The following is a 26,000-nucleotide window of genomic DNA, read 5'->3' as shown; positions in this document are numbered from 1 at the left end:
GCGTGACGCCTGCCGCAACGCAGGCACCGTTGATCCGGACGTCGACTTGAACAAGAAATAGAACACATGAGCTAATACGGGAATGGACCCCATCGCCTTCCCTCACGACCTCATCGAGCTGCAGGCGGCCTGGAACCGCACCTATGCCGCCCTCGCCGAGCCCCGCCTGAGCCCTGCGGCGGGGTCGGCGGAGCTCCGGCGCCGCTTGGTGGTGCTGTCGGCCCGTTTGTGGTGGCACCCGTTCTGGTCGGGCCCGGGCCGGGCGCCGGCCGCGCGTGCGCGGCTGCGCAGTCACGCCCGCGCACTGCAGCAAGGCGCGCGGTGAACCGGCGTCCTGCGCACCTGACCGAGCGCGAGGAGCAGATCCTGGCCTGCATCCAGCACTCGATCGCAGAGCACGGAGAAGGCCCGACCATGACGGAGATCGGCGCCGCGGTCGGACTGCGCAGCAAGAGCACGGTCGCCTACCACCTCCGCAACCTCGAAGTGCGCGGCGCACTCGTACGGGACGGGTCCGGCTGGCGCACCTGCCGCCTGACCACGTGCCCCCACCGAGCTGACAGCGACCACGACCTGACGGTCTTCCTCAATCACGCCGGCATCCAGGATCCCGACAATCCTGGACGACCGCGGCTGGATCGGGTGGCGCGACCGCCGCGCCCACCAGTGGAACGCCACCCGAGCAGAAGCGTCCGCTCGACAGACGCCGACGGCGGGAACAACCGTGACCGGCTGCGGGTTGTGGAATGCGTGGTTGTGAAGGGGACAGTGTCCCCGGGCCTCACCCATAGCCCATGAGGACGATCGTTCGGCTGAAGCCTCATGGAGCCTTTCGCCGCGTAGGCGACCGCCCTTCACGACCACACTCCTTCATCGACAGCCCCGCCCCCCGAGCGCGCCCGGGTCGGGGCTGATCCGCGTGACATTGCGCAACTCTCGGCTGCGCGAGTTGCGCAAAGGCCCATTGCGCAAGCGACGAACCATTGCACAACCAACTGCACAAGCGCGCTGCGCAAGAGCCCGGGTCCCACCCAACATCGCGACTTGATCGACGCCCGCTTGGGAACTTCGACGCCCTGACCCGAATGACGGGCTTGCAGCGCCGGATCTCCGGCACCGACCACGACGCCCCGCACCCCGGCCCGCTCCCCGACCGCCGCTACGCGGCACTGGCTGGCGGACCCCCGAAAGGACGGCTGCCCGATGTCGCCGGCTGGACAGCACGGCAGATCGGCGCGAGTGCTGCCCTGAAGACGGACCTGGGCCGATTCGGACCCGACGGGCGCACGCTGTGTGAGCCGCGCTCCGGCGACCCGCTGCGCTTTGACTGAGTGTGCGGAACGCTCTGACCCGAACCCGAACGGCTCAGCTGTGCGTTCTGGCTGTGTGTTCTGGTCTCCCCGGGGTTGGGGCCCGGATCGGGCATGGTCGGGCCCAGGAAGGTGCGGCGTGGCGGGGGACCCTGGCCTACTTGATCTGTTCAGCGAACCATGTGGATGACAGATGTACGGACAGGACTGCGCCAGTCGGCACGCGCGAACCGGGCGTTGCATCTGCGTGCGCTCTTGGGCGCTCCTGTGAACTGCCGTGGCCGGGCTTGCGGTACGGGTCTGCCGGGGCCGTGGACAGCCTGTGGCCGAAAGCGGCGAAGACCATATCGAAGCCGACTGGACGGCAGCGGCAACGCGGCCCTGGTTCGGTTCCGCCCGCTGCCGGGCAGTGCCCGGGCCCGTCTCGGTCTGGCGCCAGAACCATACCTGCGGCTGCAGGGGGCAGCGACCTCGGTCGCAGGCGAGCGACTTTCCCCGGGTGCGAGGAGCAGCCCGCCCTGCGTCGTATTGCGCGCGTTGGGGGCTATCCCCGCAGGTGCGGGGAGCAGTACAAGCCCGAGGTCGACGTCCACGCGGTGCCGGAACCATCCCGCGTCGGAGTTGAAGGCCCAGGTCGGGCAGTCTGCTCCCCGCACCCGCGGGGATGGTCCCAAGTCGGCCTCCGCCGTGTACAAGCTGGACGTCTGCTCCCCGCACCCGCGGGGATGGTCCTGGGGTCGAACCGAGTTCGCGTGGATAGCGGCTCTGCTCCCCGCACCCGCGGGGATGGTCCCAGCTCGGACAGTCGGTCCGGCCGGGTGAACTGTTGCCCCCGCACCCGCGGGGATGGTCCCTCGCGTGTGTGCCTTGGTGGCGTTTCGGTAGGGGTCCGTGGGAAGACGCCGTGGATGTGCGGCGGCACGAGGTCGTGTCGTGTCTGTTCAGGTGCACGGCGGGGTTGCTACAGGTCGGTCCAGGTGCGGGGTTCGCCGCCGGTGAGTGGCACCCATGGTGGTGTGGCGGGGTCGTGGTTTTCGATGTCTTCCAGCACGGCGGCTGCGAGTCGGACTTCGCGGGCGAGGGCTGCCACGAGCGGATGCTGGGCGACCATCGCCTGCAGATCCCGGATTCGGTGGTCCAACCTGGCCCGGGAAGCACCGGTGAGGACGAAGAGCACGCGGGGGAAGACCGGATACCAGCGGAGCCAGACCGGGCCCGTGGAGGCCGGCTTGCGGCGGCCGACGGGCTGGACCTCGTACTGGAACAGCCGCGCGTACCCGATCAACTTCACGGCCAGGCGCTCGCTGCTCATGGTGGTGCGGTCGACCTCCACGAAAGCCCGCAGCTTCCGCCGGCGCTCGGTCTCGACGACGGTGTAGTACATGAGGGCGTCGGCCGTGAGTCTCTCGCCCTCGCCGATCGAGTGCGACACCTCCGGCGTCCAGTCCCACGGGCCGTGCTCGTGTCCGAGCCGGCGGGCGTCGGCGGCGAAGGCCAGGTGGGCCTGGACGACGGCGAGCGTGTGCGGGGTTTTCAGCGACGCGGCCGTGCGCGAGGTGATGGGGTAGGGCGGCCGGCCCCGCAGGACCGGCAGGCCGCGGGTCAGGCGGGAGCCCTCCTGGGTGAGGTACCAGGCGCGCGTACGTGAGCGGTGCGTATCCGGCAGCACGGTGAAGTCGACGAGATCCTCGGAACGCAGCGTGTTGAGCGCCCGGGACAGCAATTGCCGCGAGCCCTGCGGCCGCAGCATCCGGCGCAGCTGAGCGGTCGTGGCGAGACGGTGCTGCGCGATCGCGGCCAGCACCTGGTGACGCAGTGGTTCAGCGGCGCCGGGCGTCGGCGAACTCGTTGGTGAAGCGGGGTCGGTCATGCGGGTCCTCGGGCCGGGTGGCGGACTCATCCGGCGCTCAGCGAACCCGTCAGCCCCGACCGGACCACCGACCATACGGCCCCGACCACGGTCACATTTGCGAAACCACTCCGTGGCGTGGCCCGTGGTCGCCCCCTCCGGGGCCCTGACCACGAGCGTGCGCAGACGGGCCAGGGGAAGGGTGGAGGGCTTCGCCCCGGGGCCGTGCCAAGGCCGTCCGCCGCCGCGCCACTTGGAGCGCGAGGGGGCCAACAACCCCTCGGCAGGTGCGTGTTTACGCGTCGGACGGTGCTGGGCACAGCCGGGTCCTACGGCTGCCGCCCGTATCTCAGCCTGCTCGCGGACCCGCTTGCGTGTCCACGCCCGTCGTCCGGCCTCGGTGAGGGCATCCGGCGTCTGCAGCAGCGGCCGGTCGTCCTGGGCCAGACTGCTGGAGAAGGAGCCGACGCCTCTGCAGCCGAGCAGCGCCGCGCTCTGAATTGCTTCCAGGAGTTCTTCGGGTTCGCCGTCGACCGGCTCGGCGGGAAGTGCCCGCGCCGGCCGCACGCTTCGCAGGTGTCGGCCGCTTCCGGGCCGGGACGCCTTCCAGATGAGCAGGGTCTGCACCCGCGTCGCATCCGGCGTTGCAGCCTGCCGTTGCGTCAGGCGTTGCGTTCGAGGTTGCGGAACCCGAGCCGCCGAGCTCACACATACGCAGCTCAAAGACCGGACGGCACACGACCACGCACCCGACATCCCCCTCAGCACACCTCCACGCCACACCGGACAACAAGAAGAAGGAAAGAAGGGGTGGGTGGGGTGGGTGGCGCGCTTCGGGGGATTGGCGGCACGCGTTTCGGGTTGCGCGTCGGCGGGGCCTCCGCGCTCGCGCCGCCCGCTCGGGATCGCATCGGACGCTCTGCCAGGGTGATCGGCGCGCTGTCGTCTGGGAGTGCGCGCGGAGATGTGGGGCGTGATGCCGAGCAGCAACGCGCCAACCTTCCCGAGATCCGCACGATGGAATCCGGGCCACCTGCGGTGCGATGACACTGGGCGTCTTCCACTTCTGTTCCTGCACTGGATCCTTCCTTTCCCAGGTGCCCTCGATGGCAACGCAAAGTGGCCAGCGCTCACTTACGTTGCCACTCCGACTACATCTGGGTCAGGGCCAAGACATCAGCGTGTGGACTGCCAGGAAGACGCAGAGCGTGAGCTGCACCGCGCCGGCAACTCGGGGCCCGATCCGCAGCAGCACGACGGCCGTTACGCCGACCGCCAAGGCCAGAGCGCCGAAGCCCAGCACTGGCGCCCAGTCCAGGGGCGGCACGCTGGTCGCTGTCTGTCCGGAGCTGGCGTCCATCCGGCCCAGTCCACGGACGGTGAGCACGATGACGACCAACAGCACGGCCGCCGCATCCGCCACCAGTACGAGAAGCAGGAGACAACCTGCAGTGAGGGCAGCCTCTCCGCCGGAGGGGTGCTTGTCGGCAAGTTCGGACATGGCTCAACCATCGGCCCGGAACTCACCTTTCCGAGCAGGTCGTCGCCGACTCGCAACCTAGGCGTACTCCGCTCTTTATGGGCCTACTCGGTCTCGGCGATCTCCCACAGCCACTCAGTTTGAGCAGGCCAGGGGCAGGGTGAGGACGGTCGGGACCAGGCTGGTCATGCGAGTGGTGGAGTATCGCAGCCTGCGCAGGAGCCGCCAGGTCTTCAGGGCGGCCATAGCTTGCTCGACGAGCGCACGGATCTTCGCGTGTGAGGTTGACAGCCCGCTGACCGGCGGACAACGTCTCCCCTCGCCCCCCGTAGGGAACTCGCAGGGTGCCGTCGGCACCGCCCCCTCACGCCCTGTCATCAGGCAGCCGGCGCTCCATGCTGCCGACACCCACCTGCTGCTACCAGCACACCCACGCGCAACACGCGCTCAACTCCTCTTGCAAACGGGGTAGTTCAGCGCCACACCAGTCTCCTCGGTTACGAATCCATGACGTTGGGACGTACAACTGGGATCGCCCGGCTCGAGTCGTACCCACTGAACGCGGCCTTCCGCGTACAGAACCGACCGACTCGAAAGGCTCACGTATGTCCCGAGCACACCGCCGAACCCGTACCGCGCTCACCGCACCCCTGGCAGCCGCGGTGCTGGTCGCCGGAGGATTCGGCGCCATGGCTCTGACCGGGGGCCCGGCGCTGGCGGCCACCGGGTCCGCGGACCCGCAGGACGACTTCAACGGCGACGGATACGCCGACCTGGTCGTGTCGGCTCCGGACGCCACGATCTCCAGCAAGGCCAAGGCGGGCTACGTGGCCGTCACGTACGGCTCCGCCAATGGGGTCTCTGCCGCCAACAAGAAGCTCATCAGCCGCTCCACCAGCGGCGTTCCCGGCTCCGCCACCGCGAACCAGCGCTTCGGGACCAACTTCACCAAGGGCGACCTGGACGGCGACGGCTTCAGCGACCTGGTGATCTCGGGCGGCAGTCCCGGCTCCGTCATCCTCTGGGGCTCCGCCTCCGGACTCACCGGCGGCACGGCCATACCCGGATACGGGCAGTCCCCCACGACCGGCGACTTCGACGGCGACGGCAAGACGGACCTCGCCCTGTTCTCCTACCTGTCCGGCGCGGGCGACGACCCGGCGAGCGGCGATGCCACCGTGTGGAAGGGCCCGGTCACCCGCGCCGGACAGCCCACCGCCACCCTGCCGCTGCTGGACAAGGCCGATTGGTGGGGCTACGACGCCAACGACGCGTCCTGCGCCACCAACGGCGGCTGCCAGGAGGACGGCGACTCGATCAGTGGGCCCATCCGCTCCACCCGGACTGGCGACGTCAACGGCGACGGCAAGGACGACATCGTCGCCTGGAAGTACGCGGGCGACGGCCAGTGGGGCAACCGTCTGTTCCTCGGCGGCGGCAGCACGGGCTTCACCAGCGGCTGGGTCCCCGCGGACGGCACGTCGACCGGTACGGGCACCGGCATCGGGGACGTGAACAACGACGGGTTCGACGACGTCGTGGTGGGCAACTACTGGAACGGCGACAAGGTCCAGATCGCGTTCGGGTCGGCCTCCGGCCTGTCCGACCAGCGCGTGCAGACCTTCGACCAGGACCTGCCCGGCTTCCCCGGCGTGGAGGAGGAGGGCGACGGGATCGGCTCCACGGTCTCGGTGGCGGACGTCAACGGTGACGGCTTCGGCGACATCGCGCTCGGCATCCCGGGCGAGGACATCGGCGACATCACCGACGCGGGGTCCGTCGCCCTGGTCCCCGGCAGCGCCTCCGGTGTCACGGGCGCCGGTACGCAGACCTTCCACCAGGACACCGCCGGGGTACCCGGAGTCGCCGAGAACGACGACCAGTTCGGTGCGAGCAGCGCGCTGCTGGACGTCGACGGTGACGGCCACGCCGACCTCGCGGCCGGTTCCCTGGCCGAGAACAGTTGGAACGGGGCGGTCTGGGTGCTGCGCGGCACGGCGACCGGTCTCACGGCCACGTCGTCCCTCGCGTTCGGCGCCGGCGACCTCTCGGCGCCCGCCACGGGCGCCCACTTCGGCGCGCTCCTGCGCTGAGCGGCGATCGGGCAACGGGGGTTCGGTGGGGCGGCCTGGTGCCGCCCCACCGTCATGTCCGGCCGGGGCGAGCCGGCTTCGGCCGAGGTGCACGGGTCGCCTCACGGCCTCGGTCCAGGTGCGTCGGCGCGAACATCCGCAGCACCGCAGGCAGCGCGACGACTGAAGGGCCGGGCGTAGCAGCGGACTTGGCGAGGTCGTCGGCCAGGGAGTGCGGGGTAGCGCGTACGCCGGGGACGCCGAAGGACTCCGCGAGCGCCACGAAGTCCGGGCGGGAGCAGCCGCCCCCATGGCAGCCATGTAGTGCCCCCGTGATTCGTGCCGCTGCGAGGTGCCGACCACGCTGTACTACGTCGGGAATCTCCAGAGCCATGGCACGAGCACGCAGGTCCTCGCCGATCCGTTCGGACGTCTGCTGTGGTCGCAGCAGCGCTGCCCGACTCGACTCACGATCTGACGGCCGCCCGGCACCACGGGATCATCGACGCGCTCCTCACCAAGAGCTGAAGTGCTGCGCGGGCAAGGCGTATCAGGGAGCCGGCGGTCCCATCCGAGTCCCGGTGGGATCGACGTTCCACACCGCGGGGAGATCGCTGCCGCAGAAGACGCAGACGAAGTCGTCCTCACGCACGATGTTGTGCTCCTGGCAGTCGAGGCACCGCCGGAACACCACTTCGTGGGTGAAGCTGGAAGGCCGCTCAAGTCCTACGGCGTCCAGCGCGCGGGCGACCTCCACCCAGGAGCTGACGTCCGGGCAGTATCCGGTGGACTGGTTGCTGACCTCACTTACGGCCCACCGGTCCGCGTCCCGCGTGAAGCTGATCTCGCCGGCCCCCAGGACCGTGCCTCCGCCGGCACAGGCCACGTGCTCGCTCCGCCGCGGCGCCAGCCGGAGCACACGGTCCGTATCGACCACGAAGGTGAACGGTTCGGCCAGCTCCGCCGCCGGCTGCTCCCCGATCCACCCGTCGAAGTCACCCGCCGAGGCGATCCGACACCCACCGCCACCAGGACGGACCGCGGCCTTCAGCTCCAGCGGTCCGACATACCGATAACTCCGCACCGGCCCAGCCACGTCAGCCAACCTGGACCACCTCCGACATACGCACCGGTCGTCGCGGAGGGGCTTCAGCCGTCACGCGTGCATGGCGTGCCGCGATCCTCGGGCGAGGGCGGCGGCACGCCGGCCGCGAGGCGACGGCACCCGCCGCCCCAAGGCTTCCCGGCGCCGGCCGACGTGCCCAGGATCGGCTTCGCCTAGCGGTCGTCATGCACAGGGGTGCCAGGCGCGAAATGGGCCACGGCAGCGGCCAGTCGGTCCTTGTCGACGCGCCATCCGGTCATCGCCCGGGACGCGATGGCCGTATCGGCGGGAACCGGAACGAGACGCTTCAGGGCGGCACGCGCGTTCGGGCCGTCTCCGGGCAGGGCCGGCGCGCCCTTCCTGCGGGCGACCCCGACGTAGGACACGGAGGCACCGCCCGCGACCTGGCGCCACAGGACGAGGCCCTTGATGTCGTTCCAGGGCACGTGGGCGGTGGTCGCCCCGTACCGGGCGGGGTTTCCGCCGAGGAGTACACCCGTCTCGTCCACCCGGAACGCGACCTTGCGGCTCTGTGCCATGTACGCCATGAACAGCCCGCCCGCGCCGAACAGGGGCAGGCCCAGTATTCGCGCGATCAAGGGAATGTTCGGGAGCAGCAGGACAGCGGTGAAGACGGCCGAGAGCGACACGACTCCGGTGGTCCTGAGGTCCCAGCCGTAGCGCTCCTGGTATGCACGTGAGGTGTTCCCGGTCATGACCGGATTATGGCCAGGCCCGAGTCGCGGCGGAAGCCCTTTTCGATCCTGTCGTGGCCGGAGGCGGGAGTGGTCGGAGGTGAGGGTGGGATCATGCTCCCTGTCCGGTATGCCTGGCGGCGACATGTGGAGCCGGGCGCCGGCGACGACTGGGAGGACGAAGGACCGATGACGCTGAACGTGGGCCAACGGGTGCGGCTGGCCATGGATCTCCGAGTGGGGGAGTCGGTGACCCTCGCCGGTGAGCCCTCGGAGGAGACGGGTGCCTTCACCGCTTCCCTGGCCCTGGCCGCGGGCATCGAGGGCACTGTCGAGCAGGTGGTGGAGCACCATCGGCAGCAGAGCCACGAGGTCCGTGAGTACCTGCGTCTCAAGTCGCTTCTCGACGACTTCGGCCACCAGATGCCGCGGGCGAGCAGAACCCAACTGGAGGAGCAGGTGGGGGCCTTGGAGGAGCATTGGGACGTCCACCAGCGACGGATGCTCCTCGTCACGGTCCGCGTGCGCCTTGACAACGGGTTCGTCCTCGACGACGCCCCCGAGGAGGCCTTCGCCTCCGCCTGACCGGGCGCCGGGGTGCCGGGGTGTCCAGCCGCGCCTGTCAGCACCTCCGGCCGTTCGGGGGGCAGGCAGGCGGTTCCCGTCGCGTCTGCTGCCCGGTGGGGCATCCCTTGAGGGACGAAAGGGAGACATGATGCCGCTCTACCTGTCGAGGTTCAGCTACACGCCGGAGACGTGGGCGAGGCTGATCGGCCACCCGGAGGACCGCGCGAAGGCCGCACAGTCCTACATCGAGTCCGTCGGCGGAAGGCTCCACGGCTTCTGGTACGCCTTCGGCACGCACGACGGCTACAACCTGTGGGAGGCTCCCGACGACGTGTCCATGGCCGCGGTTGCCCTGGCGATCAGCGGGGGCGGAGCACTCAGCTCCTTCGAGACGACCGTTCTCCTGACCGTCGACGAGACCTTGGACGCCCTGCGCAAGGCGGAGCAGATCCGGTACCGGGCGCCGGGCACGTAGCGGATCAGCCCCGTGGCGACAGCCACGACCGGCGGGCCCGGCGCACCGGGGCCGGGCGGAGCCGGCTGCCGAAGCGGGCGTCAGGGGATGGTGACCCGACCCGACCCGACCCGACCCGACCTCCCGCTTCCGCTCGCGCTCCCGCTCAAGGACGGTGCGGGTCCTGGTGACTGCGCCAGGGTGACCGCGCGCGGTGGTCGCCCCGCGCCCCGCGGGCCGCCGCGACGGTCCCACTTCCGCGCGCCCTGCGTCCGTGGGGGCACCGCGGCGGGAAGATGCGTCGTGGGACCGCGCACGACGATGCGCGGCGGTCCGCGCGTGCCGCGGACCGCCGTGGCCGCGGCTCCCGGAAGGACGCGCCGAACGAAGGAGAGTGCCATGGCCGCCACCCGCGGCGTCCCCGATGTCCTGGTGGTCGGCGGCGGACTCGCCGGCCTGGCCTGCGCCCGCGACCTCCTGGGGGCCGGGCTCGACGTCAAGGTCCTGGAGTCCTCCGACGCGGTCGGCGGGCGCATGCGCTCCGACCGCCACGAGGGGTTCGTCGTCGACCGCGGTTTCCAGGTGTTCAACACCTCCTATCCGCAGGCGCGCCGCAGGCTGCCGCTGCGCGAACTGCGGCTGAGGCCCTTCACCCCGGGGGTCCTGGTGCACACGGACGACGGTCCGCTGCGCTTCAGCGACCCGACCCGCAACCCTCGCAGCCTGCCCGACCTGCGTCCGGGGCGGCTGGCGGGCACCCGCGACCTCGTCGCGCTGGCCGCCCTGTCGGCACGGGACATGCTGGCGCCCGTACGCGTGCTCAAGCACGGCGAGGACCGCACCACCCGCACGGCGCTCGCGTCGGCGGGGTTCTCCGAGGAGTTCGTCGAGCGCTTCTTCCGCCCCTTCCTCTCCGGCGTCTTCCTCGAGGACGAACTGGAGACGTCCGGACGGTTCTTCCACCTGGTCTGGCGCAGCATGCTGCGCGGTACGCTCTGCCTGCCCGGAGAGGGCATCGGGGCGGTACCGCGTCTGCTCGCCGGGGCCCTGCCCGGGGCGACCGTGAGCCTCGACACCCCCGTGGCGGCGCTGACCGACGACGGTGTCGAACTGGCCACGGGCACCGAACTCCCGGCCCGTGCGGTCGTGGTCGCGACGGGCCCGGTACCGGCCGCGACGCTCCTCCCCGGACTCGACGTGCCCGGCTATCGCGTGACGACGACCTACTACCATGCCGCGACGCGCTCCCCGCTCGCCGAACCCACCCTGCTCACCGACGCGCGGCGTCGATTCCTGAACACGTGCGTGCTCAGCGAGGTGGTGCCCGGCTACGCGCCCGCGGGGACCTCCCTCGTCGCCACCTCGGTGCTCGGCGAGGACCGGCCGGGTCGGGAGGGGGAGATCCGTACGGCGCTCGCGGAGGTGTACGGGTCCGACACCGGCGGCTGGGACCTGCTGACCGTGCGCACGATTCCCGACGCCCTGCCCGTGATGGCGCCCCCGCTGCCGCTGAGCCGTACCTCGCGTGTCACTCCCGGGCGCTACGTGTGCGGGGACCACCGCGCCACCGGGTCCGTCCAGGGAGCTCTGGCCTCGGGAGCACGCGCGGCCCGCGAGGTGGCAAGGGACCTCGGGCGGTAGGGCCGCCGACGGCGCGCGGTACGCACGTGCGGCCCGCCGCTGGGGCGGGCCGCACGCTCTCAGGTCACCTCGACTCCGCGCGCGTCACGGGAACTGGGTGATCTTGGACGGCACGGTGTCCGTTCCCGAGGTCGGGGCACCGGTGTTGTTGACGACATGGGCGTACTGCCCCTTGCCGCCCAGCGAGATCACCAGGATGTCGTGCATCTTGATGCCCGCCTTGACCGGTACTTGGAAGCCGTGCTGCTGGACGATCGACGGGTCCGAGGTGTAGTTGCAGTAACTGCCCAGGCCCCACGCCTCATGGACGTCGACGCTGTCCGCGACCTTGTAGCCCGCGTAACCGACGATGCCGTCGTGCGTGATCGCGGCCGGGTTGGGCGCGTCGTACGCCTTCTCGTTCTGGAAGAACACGGTGCGGCCGCGTTCGCCGTTCCACAGCACGTCGTACTTGTTGAAGTGCTCCACGAACAACCCGGTGGCGAGTACGTCGTCGCCGTTGACCACCAGTCCGTAGTCGGCCCTGTTCGTCTCCCAGCCGACTCCCTCGCCGTGGTCGGCGCGCCAGATCCAGGTGTGGTCGATGAGCACGTCGTCGCTGTTGACGACGACGGAGTTGGCGGCCAGGCCGGGGCCGGCACCGCCGACGCGGACGAACACGTCCTGCATGCTCGTCGGGTTGGCGGCGTGGTCGGCCGAGCCGGAAGCCGGGCCGAGTCGGAGGAGGGTGTCGGACTTGGCGGCGCCCGCGTCGATCAGGAAGCTCGCGAGCTTGACGCCGTCGACGTCCGCCACGTGCATGGCGTCGACGCCGTTGTCCGGAATGAGGGTCGCCAGTCCCAGCCCGAGGACCACGGTGTTGGCGCGCGTCACCTCGATGGTCCGGTCGAGGTGGTACACGCCGGGCGTGAAGAGCAGGTTGAGGCCCTGGGAGAGGGCCGCGTTGATGGTCGTGGCGGTCGCGCCGGGCTTGACCACGTAGAACTGGTCCAGCGGGAGCGAGGTGCCGCCGGCGTTGGCGGGCCAGGAGACGCCGCGCGCGTTGGTGCGCTTACCGGGGACGAAGACCTTGTAGTCGTTGCCGTCCAGGTAGAGGAAGGGCTTCTCGCGGGAGACCGGGGTCGTCTCCAGCGTGGTGTACGGACCGGTGTCGAAGTTCGTCGCGGGGGCGCCCTGCACGCCTGAGAACGTCATGTTCCAGACGCCGTTGGTCCAGCCGCCGACCGAACTCTCCCGGGTGTACCACTGCTGCTGGGAGTACGGCCCGACCGTGCCGTCGATCTTGGAGTCGGCGATGTAGCCGCCGGATGCCCATCCGTAGCCCGCCGGGGCGAGGTTGAGGCCGCCCTCGACGTGGATCCGCCGGAACGGCGCGGCCTGTGCGACGGCCCAGCGGTTGGTGCCGTTCACGGGCTTGATCGACAGGTTCTCGGCGGAGCGCCAGAAGTTCTGCGTGGCGTTGCCGTTGAACCAGCCCGCGTCCACGGTGATGTCACCGTTGATCTTCGTGTCGTCAGGGTTGAGCCCCAGCCCGGAGATCGAGGTGTAGAAGCCCAGTTGGGCGTTGATGCCGTTGTACGTACCGGGCTTGAGCAGGAACTGGTACCGGCCGGAGCCGAACTGGCTCGACTCCTGCTGGGCGAAGACCTGGTCGAACCTGGCCTGGAGGTTGGGTGTGCTGGGGTCGACGACGATGACGTTGGGGCCGAGGTCACCGCCCCCCTCGACGGGCGGGGTGCCGCCGGAGCCCGTGTGCACCGCGACCTCCCACAGGGAGTAGCCGTACGCGGTGCCGCGTGCCGTGCCGTGGACCCGTACGTACCGTCCCGAGCCGCTCACCTCGTACGAGGCCGTGCCGCCGGTGCCGTTGGTGACGGTCTTGAGGGTCGTCCAGTCCTGGCCGTTCGCCGAGGCCTGGAGGGTGAACTCCCTGCCGTACGCGGCCTCCCAGTTGAGGTCGACGCGGCAGATGTCCTGGACCGAGCCCAGGTCCACCCGCACCCACTGGGGGTCGGACGCCTGGCTGGACCAGCGGGTGCCGGTGTTCCCGTCGAACGCGCTCGCTGCGGGCGTGCCGCCGTTCTCCGTGGAGGATGCCGTGGCGGGCCTGTCCTTGGCCGCGTTGGCCGTGCCGCACGTCGGGGACGTTCCGCCGCCGTCGCCGAACACCTGGAACTCCCAAAGCGAGTAGCCGTACTGGGTGCCCCGGGCGGTGCCGTACATCCGGACGTACCGGCCCTGGCCGGAGACGTCGAGGGTGTCCGTGCCGCCGTCGCCGCCGGTCACGGTCCTGATGTCGGACCAGGAGCTTCCGTTGTCCGAGACCTGGATGCGGTAGTCCTTGCCGTATGCGGCCTCCCAGTTGAGGACGACCCGGGTGACGGTGGCCGACGCGCCGAGGTCCACCTGGAGCCACTGCGTGTCGGCGGCCGCCGACGACCACCGGGTGCCGGTGTTGCCGTCGACCGCGCTGGACGCGGGGGTTCCGGCGTTCTCGTCGGAGGACGAGGTGGCGAACTTGCCCTGGGACAGTGGCGTCTCGGCCGCCGCGGCCGGCGCCTGGGCGGGGATGGCGACCAGCGCCGCGATGGCGGCGAAGGCGATCCCCAAGGATCTGAGTCTCATGCGTGCACTCCGTTCGGATGATGCGGGACGGGGCGTCCGGGTCGCTCACGGGCGGGGTGCCCCCCTGACGGGGCTCCTGCGCGAGGGCGTACTGAAGAACCGGACGGCGCCGGTGGGGGAGGAGGGCGAATGGTTGACCGCACTACTTACTTCAGGCGTTGATTTAAGTCATGAGGCAATCGGTCGGCAACCCCTTGGACGCGTCTTCTTCACGAGCCTTCGCGGGGACCCGGGCAACTCGCGCGACCCGCATGCCCGTTGAGCTGCTGGGACGTCCCTTCGGCGGTGCGGCGGACGGACGTGAGGGTGTCAGAAGTTGAAGACGACCGGGAGCGCGCATCCAGGCGCCGTTCGCCCGCATCCCGCTTGAACGACTGCCGTGCGGACGGGTGTTGAGGATGCCCGGCGACCGGACCCGTTCGGTCAGAGCTTGAACGCGCGCCGGTCCGCCGCGCACCGGTGACACCGCGGACCCGCGAGACCTCGGGCAGGGCGTGGCGGGCACAGGCCCGCCGGGCCTGCGGTCGGGGCCGCGGGCTCGCCGGTCGGCACGCCGAGGCAGGCGTGGCACACGCAGCCTTGCGCGACGTACGGGGTCGGCGAGGCGCACAGGATGAGCAGGAGACCCGTGCGGCGTACCAGGCGAACGAGGCGCATGTGGCGCAGGAGGGTCACCGCCATGCGCGGTGCCGCTGCGGGGACGTACTGGACCGCTGTCACCAGGCCCCGCTGGGGCGTGTGATGCTGACGGGATGACCGGCACGATCGACATCCACGCCTTCCGGCCCGGCTCCGGCGGGGCCGGCGTCCCCGAGCGCGGTCTGGCGCGGCTCCTGGCGGCGTACCACCTGGCGACCGAGGCGGAGAAGGGCGTCGCCGTCGCGTCCGTGGACGACCTTCCGCACCGGTACCGCGCGGAGATCCTGGACCCGGCCGATGCGTTCCGGGACGACCTGGTGCTCATGGCCCGACTCGGTGGCACCTTCACCGGCTGCCTCGTCGTGACCGCGCCCGTCGACGGGCGCTCGGAGCTCAAGAGGCTCTGGACCGAGCCCACCGTACGAGGGCGCGGCGTCGCTTCCGGACTCGTCGCGCACGCCCTCGCCGAAGCACCCGGAGCCGGGATCGACAGGGTCGGCCTGTCCGTATGGGCCTGGCGCGAGGGAGCCGTCGCGCTCTACGAACGCCTCGGCTTCGCGGTCGTACCGTCGTGGGACGACCGGGGGCGGCTGATCTGCATGGAACGCCCCGTACACCGCGGCGACGGGGCCTGAACCGGGCGCCCGTCGCGGCGGGTTCGGGCCACCCGGGGGCGGGGCGCCCGGCCGGTCGACGGGGTGCCGCTCGCCTGAGCGGGCGCCGGTCGGTGGGTGCCGTCCTCCGCCGGGGGCGACCCGTGGCCGCACCCCGCTCCGGGTCCGCCCGTGTCAGAGGGCCGGGGTCAGCAGGGACAGGCCGCGGAGAAGGGTGTCCGAGGGCCCGCCCGCGACGATCGCGTCGCCACCGGCGCCGGGCGTCGGCGACGCGGTGGCATCCCCGCCGCCGGAGCCGCCCTCGACGGCTCCGCCGCCCTCGCCGTCCTCGTCCGACCCGTCGCCGCCGGGAGTGGACGAGGGGGACGGGGTGGCCGTCGCGGTACCCGGCGACGTCGTCGCGGGCGTGCCGCCCTCCGTGCCCTTGGAGGCGGGAGTTGTCTCCGCGGGGGTGCGGGGCCGGCCGCTCCCGGGGGTGCCGGACGGCGTGGCGGAAGCTTCAGAAACGTTTCTGCTGGGCTCCCCGCCGTCGACCGTCAGGTTCCGGGCACCCGACGGGGAGACCGGATCCACCCTCTGCGCGCCCGGGGACGGACCCACCGTCGGCGCGGGGAGGTCCGTGACCGCGGGGACCTCGCGGGAGGTACGGGCCTTCTTGTCACCGCCCGGCAGCGAGATCCAGGGCGCGGCGGCGTTCCCGAGGGCCAGGACCGCCGTCACCGTGGCGGCGAACCCCACGCACGAGAACGCGACCACCCAGCCCAGCGTGCGCAGCCAGCGCCGCCGACGCCCGGTGGTGTCGACGAACACCGGGCCGTCGCCGGCCGCCTCGGAAGGCTGCGCGAGGCCGGCGGTGCGGACCGGCGGCCTCGACGCGGCGAGGGCTGTACCGCTCCGGTGGTCCCCCGACGGGCCGACGGCAAGCTCCTTCCCGGTGAGCGCCCCGCACGTGGATGTCCCCGTACTGCCTGCCATGCTCTGCTCCTTGCTCGTTCACGGTTCCCGCGAGGCCGTACGCGGGGGATCGCCGCCCCCGCGGGCTCGTCGCACGCGCCGACCTGTCGACAGGGCTCCGGTGGACCTCGGTCCCGCCTCGGCCCCGATGCCGCCCGCGCACCTGACCGCGGTATGCCGCGTGCCCCGGAGGCGGAAGCGGACCCGGATCCGGCGCGGCGTCGAACCGGCGCTGATCCACATATACGGAGATCATCGCTTTGCGACTCATTCGGACCGGATGTGATCTGTCGGACACCGGACTTGGCGGCGAGCGCCCCTACAGCGGCAAGAGCGCCGGGGGCAGCCGGAGTTGTGGCGAGGTCCGTCGGCCCCGCCGGTCCCGTCCGGATGCCCAGGTTCTAGGCTGCGACGGCCATGACATCCACCCCGTCCCCGTACGCGACCCCGGACGACGGGGGCGGCGCCGACCTTCAGGAAGCCTGGCGGACCGGCCGGGTCTTCGGTCCGCCGGTCCGGCTGGTCTACCGCGATGTCGTCGCCGACCGCGTGCCGATCCCGCGACCGCCCCAGGCGGCCCTGCTCTTCGCGCCCTCGGCCGACCCGTACTGGCACGACGACGGCCGCTTCCTCGGCGACTTCTACTCGGAGGTCCTCCACCAGGACACGTGCGACCCGTACACCGCGGGAGCCGTCCCGCTGCTCGCGGCCCTTGCCGTGGACGACCGGGTGCCACCACGCCAACGCTTCCAGGTGGTCGGCCTCCTGTTCGCCGTGGCCACCGTCACCGAGCGCCACCGCGCCCAGTGCTGGCCGGACACCCCGCCGCACGCCGATCCCGACAGCGAGTACCGGGCCGGGGAAGCCGTCCGGTGCCGGACTGCGGACCTGCTCGCCCGCTGGGCGGACGAGTGCCCGGCGGTCCGCCTGGCGCTCGCCGCGCTCGCGGTGGTCCACCCCACGGCCCGGACCCTGCCCGCCCTGACACCACGCCTCCAGGGCTTCGCCGACCACCATCCCCTAGGCACGGACATCGGCGACTACGTACGGTTCGTCCTGGTGCTGGCGGCCTGCGACGACACCGGGACCCTCGACGCCGTCGAGTCGTTCACGCAAGCGCGTTGGAGGGGCACCGCGCGCGGGGCACCTGTACGGGCTCGGGCGCTCCACCTGCTGGGCCGGATGCTCGACGGGGTCGAAACCGTTCTCGCGAAGTCGTAATGACGGATGTGCCCGGCCCACGGCCAATCCCCGCTGCCCGCACCGGACTTCCCGCAGCCCTCCTCCGGCAATCCGCCGCCTCACGCCGGACTGCGCCGGCCCGTCCGGGGAATGACACCATGTCGGGACCGTCTCCCGTAGATCCGGAAGCAGTTCAGAGTTCAGCGCGAGAAGGGAAGCCATGGCCGAGAATTCCGCCAACGGTCCGCTCGACGAGGGCCGCACGATGACATCCGCCGAATTCATGGTGGTGTGCGAGTTCCTGGGCCTCACCGGTTCCTGGCTGGCCGAACACGTCGGCGTTCCCGCGGGCACGGTGGACGCCTGGGAGCAGGGTGCGCGCCCTGTCCCGCACAGCGTCCGCACAGCCCTGCGGGACCTGGAGCGACTCACGGGCGAGTTCGTCGACAAGGCGGTCGACAGTCTGGGCGACCTCCCGGAGCCGGGGATCGTCACGTACCGGGACGACGCCGAGTACCGCGCGGCGCACCCCGAGTCGGGCTACCCGGCAAGCTGGCACCGGGCCGTGGTCGCACGCGTCGCCCAGGAGGTGCCCGGACTGTCGATCGCGTACGCGACGGACGTCGAGTCGGACGACGTGAAGGTGTCGGCGAGCTAGTCCCGGCCGCTGCGGGAGTCACCTTGCCGGAGGCGCGGATCGGTTCCACAACGAGTGCAACCTGGGCGCCACCGTCCGCACCGAGGACGCATCGGCCATGGCCCGTGTCCAAGGCCCGACCGCTCGACCCCGCAGTCCGAAGAAGACCCCTTCCTCGGCGTGGCGGTGGATGCGACCGATTGGGCTTGCGGCAAGTCCGGCAAATCCACGGCACCCTGCGGGCCGCCCGGGGTGAGCGGCAGCCGGGCCGTCCGTCGCCCGCGCGACGGCCGAGCGCCCACATGCGGGGCGACCGAACGCGGGTCTACGCTTGATCCGTGCGGCGCCCGTCCGGCCGGGCGCCGGGTGCCGGCGTGCCGGTCGTGGGACGGGACCCGGGCGTTCGGGCGTTCGTCCGCCGCACAGCAGGGCGTCACCACCGCCGGTCGCCGAAGCGGATCGCGCCTGATGGGACCGCGCCCTGTCGCGGACGGCGGACGCCGATGCGGCACCACAACCACCGTGACGACGGGACCGATTTCATGAGCGTCGACGAGCAGTTCAGCGTGCAGCAGGTCAGTCCGACCTATTGGAGGGTGACCTTTTCCAACGGTGCGATCAACCTGGTCGACCCGGACACCATCGAGCAGCTCGCGGCGCTGATCACACGCATCGAGCAGGACCCCGGTCTCACCGTGGTCGTCTTCCGCAGCGCCAACCCCGACTTCTTCATGGCCCATTGGGACCTCCTGGCGGACAAGGCCCGGGTGGCCGCCATGAAGCCCGCCGCGTCCGGACTGCACCCCTACGCCGACAACGTGTACCGGCTCGCGAGGGTGCCCGCCCTCACCATCAGCGAGATCGACGGCCGCGCCCGGGGCGCGGGCAGTGAGTTCGCCCTTGCGACCGACATCCGCTTCGCCGGCCCGGGCGCTGTCCTCGGTCATTTCGAGGTCGGCATCGGATCGGTGCCCGGAGGCAATCCCACCGGCCGGCTGTCCCGCCTGATGGGCCGGGGGCGGGCCCTGGAGGTCCTGCTGGGCGCCGACGACGTCCCGGCGGACCTCGCGGCCGCGTACGGCTATGTCAACCGCGTCCTGCCGGCATCGGAACTGGAAGCGTTCGTCGACGACTTCGCCCGGAGGGTCGCCGGCTTCGACAAGGCAGCCGTGCGGGGGACCAAGCAACTGGTCGACGAGGTCACCGAGCCGTCGGTGGAGGAGTTCGGGAGCGCGCTGGGGGCCTTCTTCCGCACCTCCGGCCGGGAGGAGAACGTCCACCGTGTCAAGCGGCTCTTCGACGGCGGACTCCAGCAGCCGGACGGCGTCGAACTCGACCTCGGCCGGCATCTGGGTCCCTCGGACCGACCGCTCGGACCGGCCGTATGACGCCGACCACCGGAACCGCAGCGCCGCTCGGGCCGACCTGGCACCAGGTCGGCCCGAGCGGCCTTCTGAGGCGGGGCGTCAGAGAGAGGCGTCAGCCCGGCAGCAGTTGCTGGCCCCCGTCGATGTCGTACGTCGCGCCCGTCAGCACCTCATTGCACATGATGTGCACGGCCAGGGCGGCGATGTCGTCGGGACCGACGACCCGCCGGATGGGCAGCGTCGTACGCAGCTCCTCGCGTCGCGCCTCGAGTCGGTCGCCCAGCAGTGTCGCGGAGAGGGGCGAGTCGACGAACCCGGCGGCGATCAGGTTCATCCGGATCGGCGCGAGTTCGAGCGCGAGGTTGGCCGTGAGGGCGGGAAGCGCCGCGGTGAGGGCCGCGGTGAGCGACCTGCCGACGCCGGGGCGCCGGCCGCCCGTGCCGCCGATGAACAGCAGAGTTCCGCCGTCCCGGACCTTGCCCCGGCTGTACTTGGCGATTCCGAGTGTCATGGCGAGGCGTTCACCGATGTGACGGCTCGCCTCGGCGACGTCCACGTCCGCCAAGGTCTCGTAGGACGGTGAACCCGCCGTCGAGATGACGTGGTCGACGGTGTCGGGCAGGTCGTCGAAGAACTGCCGGACGCGGTCGGTGTCGCCCGCGTCGAAGGCCGCGGTGCTGAGCGGCTCGATCTCGGCCGCCGCCCGTTCGAGCCGTTCCGGATTGCGTCCGACCATGACGACCTGGCCGCCGTCGGCGCGTACACGGCGCGCGGTCGCCAGCCCGATCCCCGAGCTGGCGCCGATGACGACCACGGTCTGGCCGTTCAGGTTGGGTTGGTTGGCCTGTGTGCCTGTCATGGGGACCTCATGGGGTGGCTGCGGCGCGGAGGCGGCCGCGGCCGCCTCCGTACGGGAGTTGCCCTCGCGCGTCAGACGAGTGTCGTGCCTCCGCGCAACTGCGGATACAACGCGTCCGGCCCCCCGGGCAGGGCGGCCCGGACCTGCTTGCTGACCTCGTCGGCGAGCACCTCGTGCTGCCCGGAGGCGACCCCGTCCAGCGTCGCGCGGGCCACCTCGGCGGGATCGGCCTTGGGGCCCTGCACGCTCGCGGCCATCTCGGTGGCGAGGTAGCTGACGTGGAGTGCCGTGACCTGGGTTCCCTGCTCGGCGAGAGCCACCCGCAGGGCGTTGGTCACCGACCACTCGGCGGCCTTGGCCGCGGCGTACCCGGCGCTGACCGGGATGGACAGCCAGGACAGTACGGACAGGACGTTGACGATGGCGCCTCCGCCGTTGCGGCCGAGGGCGGGGGCGAACGCCCTGCTCATGGCGAGGGTGCCGATGACATGGGTCTCGAACTCCAGCCGGAACGACTCCAGTTCGGCCGTGAGGATGCCCGCGCGGGTGGTGGAGCCGGCGTTGTTGATCAGGAGAGTGACGTCCTGGGCCACTTCGGCCGCCGCGCGGACGGAGTCGTGGTCGGTGATGTCCACGGCCACGGGAACGGCTCCCGGCGCCGTGACCTTCGCCGGATCGCGTGCGCCGGCGTAGACCTTGGCCGCGCCGGCCTCGAACAGGGCCTTGACGAACTGTTCTCCGAGTCCACGGTTGGCGCCCGTGACGAACGCGACGGAACCTTCGACCTTCATTGGAGCACCTCGCCCGCGGAGAGGATGGCAGGGCGGTCCGCCGGTCGCCATGTCGGGCGACCGTATGTCCGGCCCTCTGTCCGGCCCTCCTTGCGAACGTACCTCTTGCGGTGGTTCGTCACCACCTGAGTCGGTCGCGGTCGGCGGCCGGCGCTTCCGCGTCGGGACCGCGTGGCGCCGAGGCCCGGAGCGTCGGCCGCGGGGTCGAACCTCGCGGTGCGGTGTCAGAGGGACGCCAGCCAGGCCGCGGCGCGGTGGGGGTGGTCGAAGCGGAGGGTGCGGAGCGGGGTGAACCGGGGGTCCCGGGTGCGCCGCTCGATCTCGTCGCGGCGGCTCGCGTGCTGGGACCACGACCACCAGGCCGGGTGCTCGCGGCTCAGCCAGCCCGACCAGGTCTCCCGGTTGCCGCCGAAGACGCGTTCGCGGGCGACCGTACGGCGCAGGGAGCGCCGCAGCACGCGCGGCATCACGACCCGCCTGGGGTAGTCGAGCCAGAGAACGCCGTCGGCCCGCTCCCAGAGCAGATCGCGGACCTCGGAGGAGCCGATGGAGTCGACGATCCAGCGGGGTTCGTCGGAGAAGCGCGTGACGGTGTCGACGAAGCCGTCGTCCACGGCCCAGCCGGGGCCGGTGTAGTAGAGCGCGTCCATCTCGTGGTGGGGCAGCCCGAGGCGCTCGCCCACGGCGCGGGCGAGTGTCGTCTTGCCCGCGCCCGTCGCGCCCACCACGAGGATTCTTTCCATGTCAGGGACCCTATCCGGCGCGTGCGGCCGCGGTGGCCGTGCCCCGGCCGCCCGCCGGCGCGTGCCCGGCCGTCGCGCGTCAGTAGGCCGACTGGATGTCGCCGCTCGTGGAGGAGGCGATGCGGTCGCGGTCGGCGAAGTCCCCGGGCGGGATGCCGGGGTGGTGTCCCAGGCGGTCGGGCGGGACCGCGGCGGAGGGGCCGAGGGCGAGGCGGGAGACGATGCGGTACCGGTCGCCGCGGTAGAGCGAGTGCACGTACTCGACGGGCCGGCCCGTGGTGTCCGAGGTGAGCCGTTCGAAGAGCAGGGCGGGGGAGAGTTCCGGGACGTCCAGGAGTTCGGCCTCGGCGCGGGTGACGACCGTGGGTTCGATGGCCTGTACGGCCTCCTGGACATGCACCCCGTGGCGTTCGCGCAGGTGCTCGTACAGGTCGCCGGCCTCCAGTTCCTGGGCCGACAGGCCGGGTACCAGGTCGGCCCTGATGTGCAGGTGCTCGATGGCCATGGGGGCGCCGTCGACCAGGCGCAGGCGCGCGACGTACACGATGGCGGCGCCCGGGGAGATGCGCAGCTTGCGGCCGACGCGTGCTCCCGCCTGGATGGTGGTGAACTCCAGGAGCCGGCTCGACCAGACGCCGGAGGCGGGTGGGAGGCTCAGGCTCTGCTGTCCGGAGACGAGTTCCTGGGTGATCTTCTCGGGGGCCACGAACATGCCGCGGCCGTGCTCCCTCACCAGGAGTCCCGCGGCGACGAGTTCGTCGACCGCGGCACGCAACGTCGGTCGGGAGACGCCCAGTCGGGCGCAGAGCGCGCGCTCGGAGGGGATCGCGTCCCCGGGGTGCTGCGACTCGATGAGTTCGAGGATGAAGTCGCGAACCCGCTCCCGCTTGAGCACCGCACCTGGTGCGTCGGCGTCCATGCTGTGTCCCCTCTTGCGGATCTCGTCTGACCAGTTGACCTGTTACCTGACCTGTGGTGTGACCACGTACGACTCTTTCGGCTGTCTGGCCTGCTGGTCAAGGCAGTCTATCCGGTCATGTCCTCGAAGCATGTCGATATCTCGGGGGTGCGCCCGCCGAAAACCCGCTGTGCGGGATGGGTTGACGCCCACATTGGTCTATGCCACCTTCGTTCACCACCAAGAGGTGAGCTGTCCAGTGGGCTTCACTGGTCAGGTGGTTTGGTCATGTCTTCCAGAGGTGAACCCGTGAAGCTCCGCTTGCTTGCCGGTGTGTCCGTGCTCGTGATGACCGCCGGCCTCAGTGCCTGCAGCGACTCCTCCGACTCGTCCGGCGACGGTTCGTCCGGCGGACGGACCACGATCGACGTGTGGCTGATGCGCGACAGCGTGTCGGCGGAGTTCCAGAAGGAGTTCGTCGCAGGCTTCGAGGCCGACCACCCGGACATCGACGTCAAGGTCCAGGTCCAGGAATGGGACGGCATCGGCCAGAAGGTGACCGCGGCCCTCGCCAGCAACGACGCGCCCGACGTCATCGAGACGGGCAACACCCAGGTCGCCCAGTACGCCCAGAGCGGCGGACTGCTCGACTTCAGCGACAAGGTCGCCGACCTCGGCGGCAAGGACTGGCTGAAGGGCCTGGCCGAACCCGGCGCCTACCAGGGCAAGCAGTACGGCATCCCGTACTACGCAGCCAACCGCGTCGTCATCTACCGCACCGACCTCTTCGACAAGGCGGGTGTCGACCCGGCCGCGATCAAGACCCGGGACCAGTGGATCGACGCCACCAAGAAACTCAACAAGGGCGGAACCCAGGGCATCTACCTGCCCGGCCAGATGTGGTACGCCCTCGCCGGCTTCGTCTGGGACGAGGGCGGCGAGCTCGCGACCGAGTCGGGCGGCACCTGGAAGGGGGCTCTCGACAGCCCCGAGGCCCTGCGCGGCATGGAGTTCTACCAGCGGCTCCAGGCACTCGGCAAGGGCCCGAGGGACTCCGACGAGGCCGAACCGCCCCAGGCCGAGGTCATGGCCAAGGGGCAGGTCGCGCAGGTGATCTCGACGCCGGGCGGAGCCCAGGTCGTCGTCGAGAACAACCCCGAACTCAAGGGCAAACTCGGGTTCTTCCCGATCCCGGGCAAGACCGCCGACACACCCGGAGCCGTCTTCACCGGCGGGTCCGACCTCGTCGTCCCCATGGTCTCCACGAAGCAGGACGCCGCCTACACCTTCATCAAGGAACTGACCGGTGACGCCTGGCAGAAGAAGCTCGCCGTAGCCATGAGCTACGTCCCCAACAAGACCACGCTGGCCGACGCGGTCGCCGCGGACCCGGGCGCCGCGGCCATGGCGGTCGGTGCCGCCGTCGGCCGGGCGACGCCCAACACCCCCGGATGGGCCGCCGTGGAGGCGAAGAACCCCATCAAGGACTACATGACGGCCGTCCTCACCGGAGGAGACGCCGCCGACCAGGCCGCCACCGCGTCCGAGGCCATCACCACGGCCATGAAGTCCGGCTCCTGACCCCGTCCGTCCCCCGGGCCACCGGGGGACACCACCCACGTACCGGAAGGGAGAGTGCCGTGCCGGCCACCCACGAGCGGACCGCGAACCGCCCCCTCACCACCCGGCCGAAGCGGCGCTCCACCGGCCCCGCGGCGCGGGAGCCGCACCGCCCGCGGCACACCCGGCGGGCCGACGGACGCGGCCCGTGGCCGTACCTCCTGATCGCGCCGGCCGTCCTCGGGATGCTCTACCTGCTCGTCTACCCGCTGGCCCGGACCGTCCTGATCTCGTTCCAGGACTTCGGGCTGCGCGAACTCATCCTCGGCGACCCGAAGTTCGTCGGGTTCGACAACTACCGCACGCTGCTCTCCGACCCGCGCTTCTGGGAGGTCGTGGGCCGCACGTTCTTCTTCATGGCGGTCAACGTCGTCCTCATCATGACGCTGTCCACACTGGTCGCGCTGATGATCGAACGGCTGGGCCGGTTCGGGCGCACCGCCGTGCTCAGCGCTCTCGTACTCACCTGGGCGATGCCCGTCATCGCGGCCACCACCGTCTTCCAGTGGCTGTTCCACTCGGAGTTCGGCATCGTCAACTGGGCCCTCAAGGAACTGGGGTTCAGCTCCTTCGACCGCTACCCCTGGTTCGCGCACGGGCCGGCCGCCTTCACGATCCTGGTGGTCCTCGTCGTGTGGCAGTCCGTACCGTTCGCGGCGATCACCCTGTACTCGGCGCTGACCACCGTACCCACCGAGCTGTACGAGTCCGCGCGCCTGGACGGGGCGTCGGGGCCGCGCATCTTCCGCTCCATCACGTTCCCCGTCGTGCGGCCCATCTTCATGCTCGTCCTCTCGCTCGAAGTCATCTGGACCTTCAAGGCGTTCGTGCAGATCTGGGTGACCACCAACGGCGGGCCGGGGGACGCCACCACCATCCTCCCCGTGTACGCCGTGCAGATGGCGCTGTCGAGCCAGCGCTACGACCTCGGCTCGGCGGCCTCCCTGGTCACCGTCCTGTTGATGTCGGGCGTACTCGTCCTCTACTTCCGTCAGATGTTCCGCCAGGAGGACGAGGCCTCATGACCACGACCCGCCCCCGAATCCGCCGCCTCCCGCTGAACGCGGCCGCCGTGATCACGGTCGTCGTCTGCCTGTTCCCCGTCTACTGGATGGCCACCACGGCCTTCAAGCCGGGCCGCGACATCCAGTCGGACAACCCCGCCCTGCTGCCGCGGACCTGGACCCTGGACCACTTCCGCGCCGCGGTCGACGCGGACGGCTTCGGCCTGTTCTGGCGCAACAGCATCCTCGTCACGCTCACCGCCGTGCTGCTCTCCCTCCTTGTCGCGCTGGGCGCGGCCTTCGCGGTGGCCCGGATGCGCTGGAGGGGGCGGCGCCAGTTCATGCTGATGGTCTTCATCGCGCAGATGGCGCCCTGGGAGTCACTGATCATCCCGGTCTACATCATCTCCCGGGACACCCACATGCTCGACCGGCTGCCGACGCTGACCCTCGTCTACTTCATGATGACGCTGCCGTTCACCATCGTGGTGCTTCGCGGCTTCATCGGCACCATCCCGCCGGAGCTGGAGGAGTCCGCCCAGGTGGACGGCTGCACCCGGCTCGGCGCGTTCCGGCACGTCGCCTTCCCGCTCCTCGCCCCCGGGCTGATGGCCACCTCGCTGTTCGGCTACATCACGGCCTGGAACGAGTTCACGTACGCCAACTTCCTGATCATCAAGCAGCAGGACAACCGCACCCTGCCCGTGTGGCTGTCCTCCTTCCAGAACGTCTTCGGCACCGACTGGGGCGCCACCATGGCCGCCTCCACGCTCTTCGCCGTCCCGGCGCTCGTGGTGTTCCTGCTCCTGCAGCGCCACGTCACCTCCGGCTTCGCCGCCGGCGCCGTCAAGGGCTGACCCCCACCCGCCCGCACCGCGACTTCGTCCGGGAGGC

Annotated in this window: 24 protein-coding genes and 2 pseudogenes; 14 read left to right on the top strand and 12 right to left on the bottom strand. The window is 71.0% G+C overall.

Annotation, left to right across the window (positions count from 1 at the left end; translation table 11 throughout):
- The first annotated feature begins 82 nt into the window (after window positions 1–82).
- From IE265_RS20670 to IE265_RS20660, 3 genes are all read left to right on the top strand, one after another.
- The gene (locus tag IE265_RS20670) at window positions 83–325 is read left to right on the top strand and encodes a DUF8825 domain-containing protein (RefSeq protein ID WP_190037119.1); all 243 of its coding nucleotides are present in this window, start codon (window positions 83–85) and stop codon (window positions 323–325) included.
- Window positions 322–798: a LexA family protein gene (locus IE265_RS20665; RefSeq protein ID WP_190037118.1), complete on the top strand. Its 477-nt coding sequence runs from the start codon at window positions 322–324 to the stop codon at window positions 796–798. Before IE265_RS20670 ends, IE265_RS20665 begins: the two co-directional genes overlap by 4 nt.
- Window positions 799–1,085: 287 nt before the next feature.
- Window positions 1,086–1,331 carry a hypothetical protein gene (locus IE265_RS20660; protein WP_190037117.1) on the top strand — a complete coding sequence of 82 codons (246 nt, stop codon included), beginning with the start codon at window positions 1,086–1,088 and terminating at the stop codon, window positions 1,329–1,331.
- A 940-nt stretch (window positions 1,332–2,271) separates the two neighbouring features.
- Here IE265_RS20660 and IE265_RS20655 read toward each other — a convergent pair.
- The 3 genes and pseudogenes from IE265_RS20655 to IE265_RS20645 all read right to left on the bottom strand — a co-directional run.
- Complete coding sequence (locus tag IE265_RS20655; RefSeq protein WP_190037116.1) at window positions 2,272–3,180, bottom strand: replication-relaxation family protein; 909 nt, start codon at window positions 3,178–3,180, stop codon at window positions 2,272–2,274.
- A 1,141-nt stretch (window positions 3,181–4,321) separates the two neighbouring features.
- Window positions 4,322–4,660: an inner-membrane translocator gene (locus IE265_RS20650; RefSeq protein WP_190037115.1), complete on the bottom strand. Its 339-nt coding sequence runs from the start codon at window positions 4,658–4,660 to the stop codon at window positions 4,322–4,324.
- Between the two features lie 114 nt (window positions 4,661–4,774).
- A pseudogene (locus IE265_RS20645) lies at window positions 4,775–4,997 on the bottom strand (transposase family protein); the annotation flags it as partial.
- A 247-nt stretch (window positions 4,998–5,244) separates the two neighbouring features.
- On the opposite strand from IE265_RS20645, the gene IE265_RS20640 reads away from it, so the two are divergent.
- Entirely contained in the window at window positions 5,245–6,732 is a 1,488-nt protein-coding gene (locus IE265_RS20640; RefSeq protein ID WP_190037114.1) for an FG-GAP and VCBS repeat-containing protein, read from the top strand.
- 52 nt (window positions 6,733–6,784) lie between these two features.
- Here IE265_RS20640 and IE265_RS38480 read toward each other — a convergent pair.
- The 3 genes and pseudogenes from IE265_RS38480 to IE265_RS20630 form a co-directional block, all read right to left on the bottom strand.
- A pseudogene (locus IE265_RS38480) lies at window positions 6,785–7,009 on the bottom strand (hypothetical protein); the annotation flags it as partial.
- Between the two features lie 252 nt (window positions 7,010–7,261).
- Window positions 7,262–7,807, bottom strand: coding sequence for a hypothetical protein (locus tag IE265_RS20635; RefSeq protein WP_190037152.1), 546 nt, complete (start codon window positions 7,805–7,807; stop codon window positions 7,262–7,264).
- A 182-nt stretch (window positions 7,808–7,989) separates the two neighbouring features.
- The gene (locus IE265_RS20630; protein ID WP_190037113.1) at window positions 7,990–8,532 is read right to left on the bottom strand and encodes a hypothetical protein; all 543 of its coding nucleotides are present in this window, start codon (window positions 8,530–8,532) and stop codon (window positions 7,990–7,992) included.
- A 93-nt stretch (window positions 8,533–8,625) separates the two neighbouring features.
- On the opposite strand from IE265_RS20630, the gene IE265_RS20625 reads away from it, so the two are divergent.
- The 3 genes from IE265_RS20625 to IE265_RS20615 all read left to right on the top strand — a co-directional run bounded on the left by IE265_RS20625 (window position 8,626) and on the right by IE265_RS20615 (window position 11,173).
- Window positions 8,626–9,096, top strand: coding sequence for a hypothetical protein (locus tag IE265_RS20625; protein ID WP_229916333.1), 471 nt, complete (start codon window positions 8,626–8,628; stop codon window positions 9,094–9,096).
- A gap of 130 nt (window positions 9,097–9,226) precedes the next feature.
- Window positions 9,227–9,553 carry a GYD domain-containing protein gene (locus tag IE265_RS20620; protein WP_190037150.1) on the top strand — a complete coding sequence of 109 codons (327 nt, stop codon included), beginning with the start codon at window positions 9,227–9,229 and terminating at the stop codon, window positions 9,551–9,553.
- 378 nt (window positions 9,554–9,931) lie between these two features.
- On the top strand, window positions 9,932–11,173 hold the full coding sequence (locus IE265_RS20615) for an NAD(P)/FAD-dependent oxidoreductase (protein ID WP_190037112.1): 1,242 nt from the start codon (window positions 9,932–9,934) through the stop codon (window positions 11,171–11,173).
- Between the two features lie 84 nt (window positions 11,174–11,257).
- Here IE265_RS20615 and IE265_RS20610 read toward each other — a convergent pair whose 3' ends face one another.
- A complete protein-coding gene (locus IE265_RS20610; RefSeq protein ID WP_190037111.1) occupies window positions 11,258–13,798 on the bottom strand; it encodes a discoidin domain-containing protein in 2,541 nt (846 codons plus the stop codon).
- A 752-nt stretch (window positions 13,799–14,550) separates the two neighbouring features.
- Between IE265_RS20610 and IE265_RS20605 the strand changes: the two genes are divergently transcribed.
- On the top strand, window positions 14,551–15,072 hold the full coding sequence (locus IE265_RS20605) for a GNAT family N-acetyltransferase (RefSeq protein WP_190037110.1): 522 nt from the start codon (window positions 14,551–14,553) through the stop codon (window positions 15,070–15,072).
- 153 nt (window positions 15,073–15,225) lie between these two features.
- Here IE265_RS20605 and IE265_RS20600 read toward each other — a convergent pair whose 3' ends face one another.
- Window positions 15,226–16,026, bottom strand: a complete 801-nt coding sequence (locus IE265_RS20600) for a hypothetical protein (RefSeq protein ID WP_190037109.1) — start codon at window positions 16,024–16,026, stop codon at window positions 15,226–15,228.
- Window positions 16,027–16,422: 396 nt separating this feature from the next.
- Between IE265_RS20600 and IE265_RS20595 the strand changes: the two genes are divergently transcribed.
- From IE265_RS20595 to IE265_RS20585, 3 genes are all read left to right on the top strand, one after another.
- Window positions 16,423–17,226, top strand: a complete 804-nt coding sequence (locus IE265_RS20595; RefSeq protein WP_190037108.1) for a hypothetical protein — start codon at window positions 16,423–16,425, stop codon at window positions 17,224–17,226.
- Between the two features lie 181 nt (window positions 17,227–17,407).
- Window positions 17,408–17,845, top strand: coding sequence for a helix-turn-helix domain-containing protein (locus IE265_RS20590; protein WP_190037107.1), 438 nt, complete (start codon window positions 17,408–17,410; stop codon window positions 17,843–17,845).
- Window positions 17,846–18,366: 521 nt separating this feature from the next.
- Window positions 18,367–19,212: an enoyl-CoA hydratase/isomerase family protein gene (locus IE265_RS20585; protein WP_190037106.1), complete on the top strand. Its 846-nt coding sequence runs from the start codon at window positions 18,367–18,369 to the stop codon at window positions 19,210–19,212.
- Window positions 19,213–19,303: 91 nt separating this feature from the next.
- On the opposite strand, the gene IE265_RS20580 is transcribed toward IE265_RS20585, so the two are convergent.
- From IE265_RS20580 to IE265_RS20565, 4 genes are all read right to left on the bottom strand, one after another.
- Window positions 19,304–20,050 carry an SDR family oxidoreductase gene (locus IE265_RS20580; protein ID WP_190037105.1) on the bottom strand — a complete coding sequence of 249 codons (747 nt, stop codon included), beginning with the start codon at window positions 20,048–20,050 and terminating at the stop codon, window positions 19,304–19,306.
- Window positions 20,051–20,121: 71 nt separating this feature from the next.
- Window positions 20,122–20,841 carry an SDR family oxidoreductase gene (locus IE265_RS20575; protein WP_190037104.1) on the bottom strand — a complete coding sequence of 240 codons (720 nt, stop codon included), beginning with the start codon at window positions 20,839–20,841 and terminating at the stop codon, window positions 20,122–20,124.
- A gap of 224 nt (window positions 20,842–21,065) precedes the next feature.
- Window positions 21,066–21,584 (bottom strand): P-loop NTPase family protein, encoded by a 519-nt coding sequence (locus IE265_RS20570; protein WP_190037103.1) that lies wholly within the window; start codon window positions 21,582–21,584, stop codon window positions 21,066–21,068.
- Window positions 21,585–21,663: 79 nt separating this feature from the next.
- Complete coding sequence (locus tag IE265_RS20565; RefSeq protein ID WP_190037102.1) at window positions 21,664–22,503, bottom strand: GntR family transcriptional regulator; 840 nt, start codon at window positions 22,501–22,503, stop codon at window positions 21,664–21,666.
- Window positions 22,504–22,791: 288 nt separating this feature from the next.
- Here IE265_RS20565 and IE265_RS20560 point away from each other — a divergent pair, with 288 nt between their 5' ends.
- From IE265_RS20560 to IE265_RS20550, 3 genes are read left to right on the top strand one after another with little or no spacing between them, the layout of a single operon-like run.
- Window positions 22,792–24,063: an extracellular solute-binding protein gene (locus IE265_RS20560; protein ID WP_190037101.1), complete on the top strand. Its 1,272-nt coding sequence runs from the start codon at window positions 22,792–22,794 to the stop codon at window positions 24,061–24,063.
- A 59-nt stretch (window positions 24,064–24,122) separates the two neighbouring features.
- Window positions 24,123–25,127 (top strand): carbohydrate ABC transporter permease, encoded by a 1,005-nt coding sequence (locus tag IE265_RS20555; RefSeq protein ID WP_229916329.1) that lies wholly within the window; start codon window positions 24,123–24,125, stop codon window positions 25,125–25,127.
- Complete coding sequence (locus tag IE265_RS20550) at window positions 25,124–25,963, top strand: carbohydrate ABC transporter permease (RefSeq protein WP_190037100.1); 840 nt, start codon at window positions 25,124–25,126, stop codon at window positions 25,961–25,963. Before IE265_RS20555 ends, IE265_RS20550 begins: the two co-directional genes overlap by 4 nt.
- Window positions 25,964–26,000: the final 37 nt, after the last annotated feature.

The organism is Streptomyces fructofermentans (genome assembly GCF_014651055.1).
Taxonomy (GTDB): Bacteria; Actinomycetota; Actinomycetes; order Streptomycetales; family Streptomycetaceae; genus Streptomyces; species Streptomyces fructofermentans.
The sequence above is the reverse complement of the archived record's forward strand: the minus strand, read 5'-3'. Positions and strand labels throughout refer to the sequence as shown.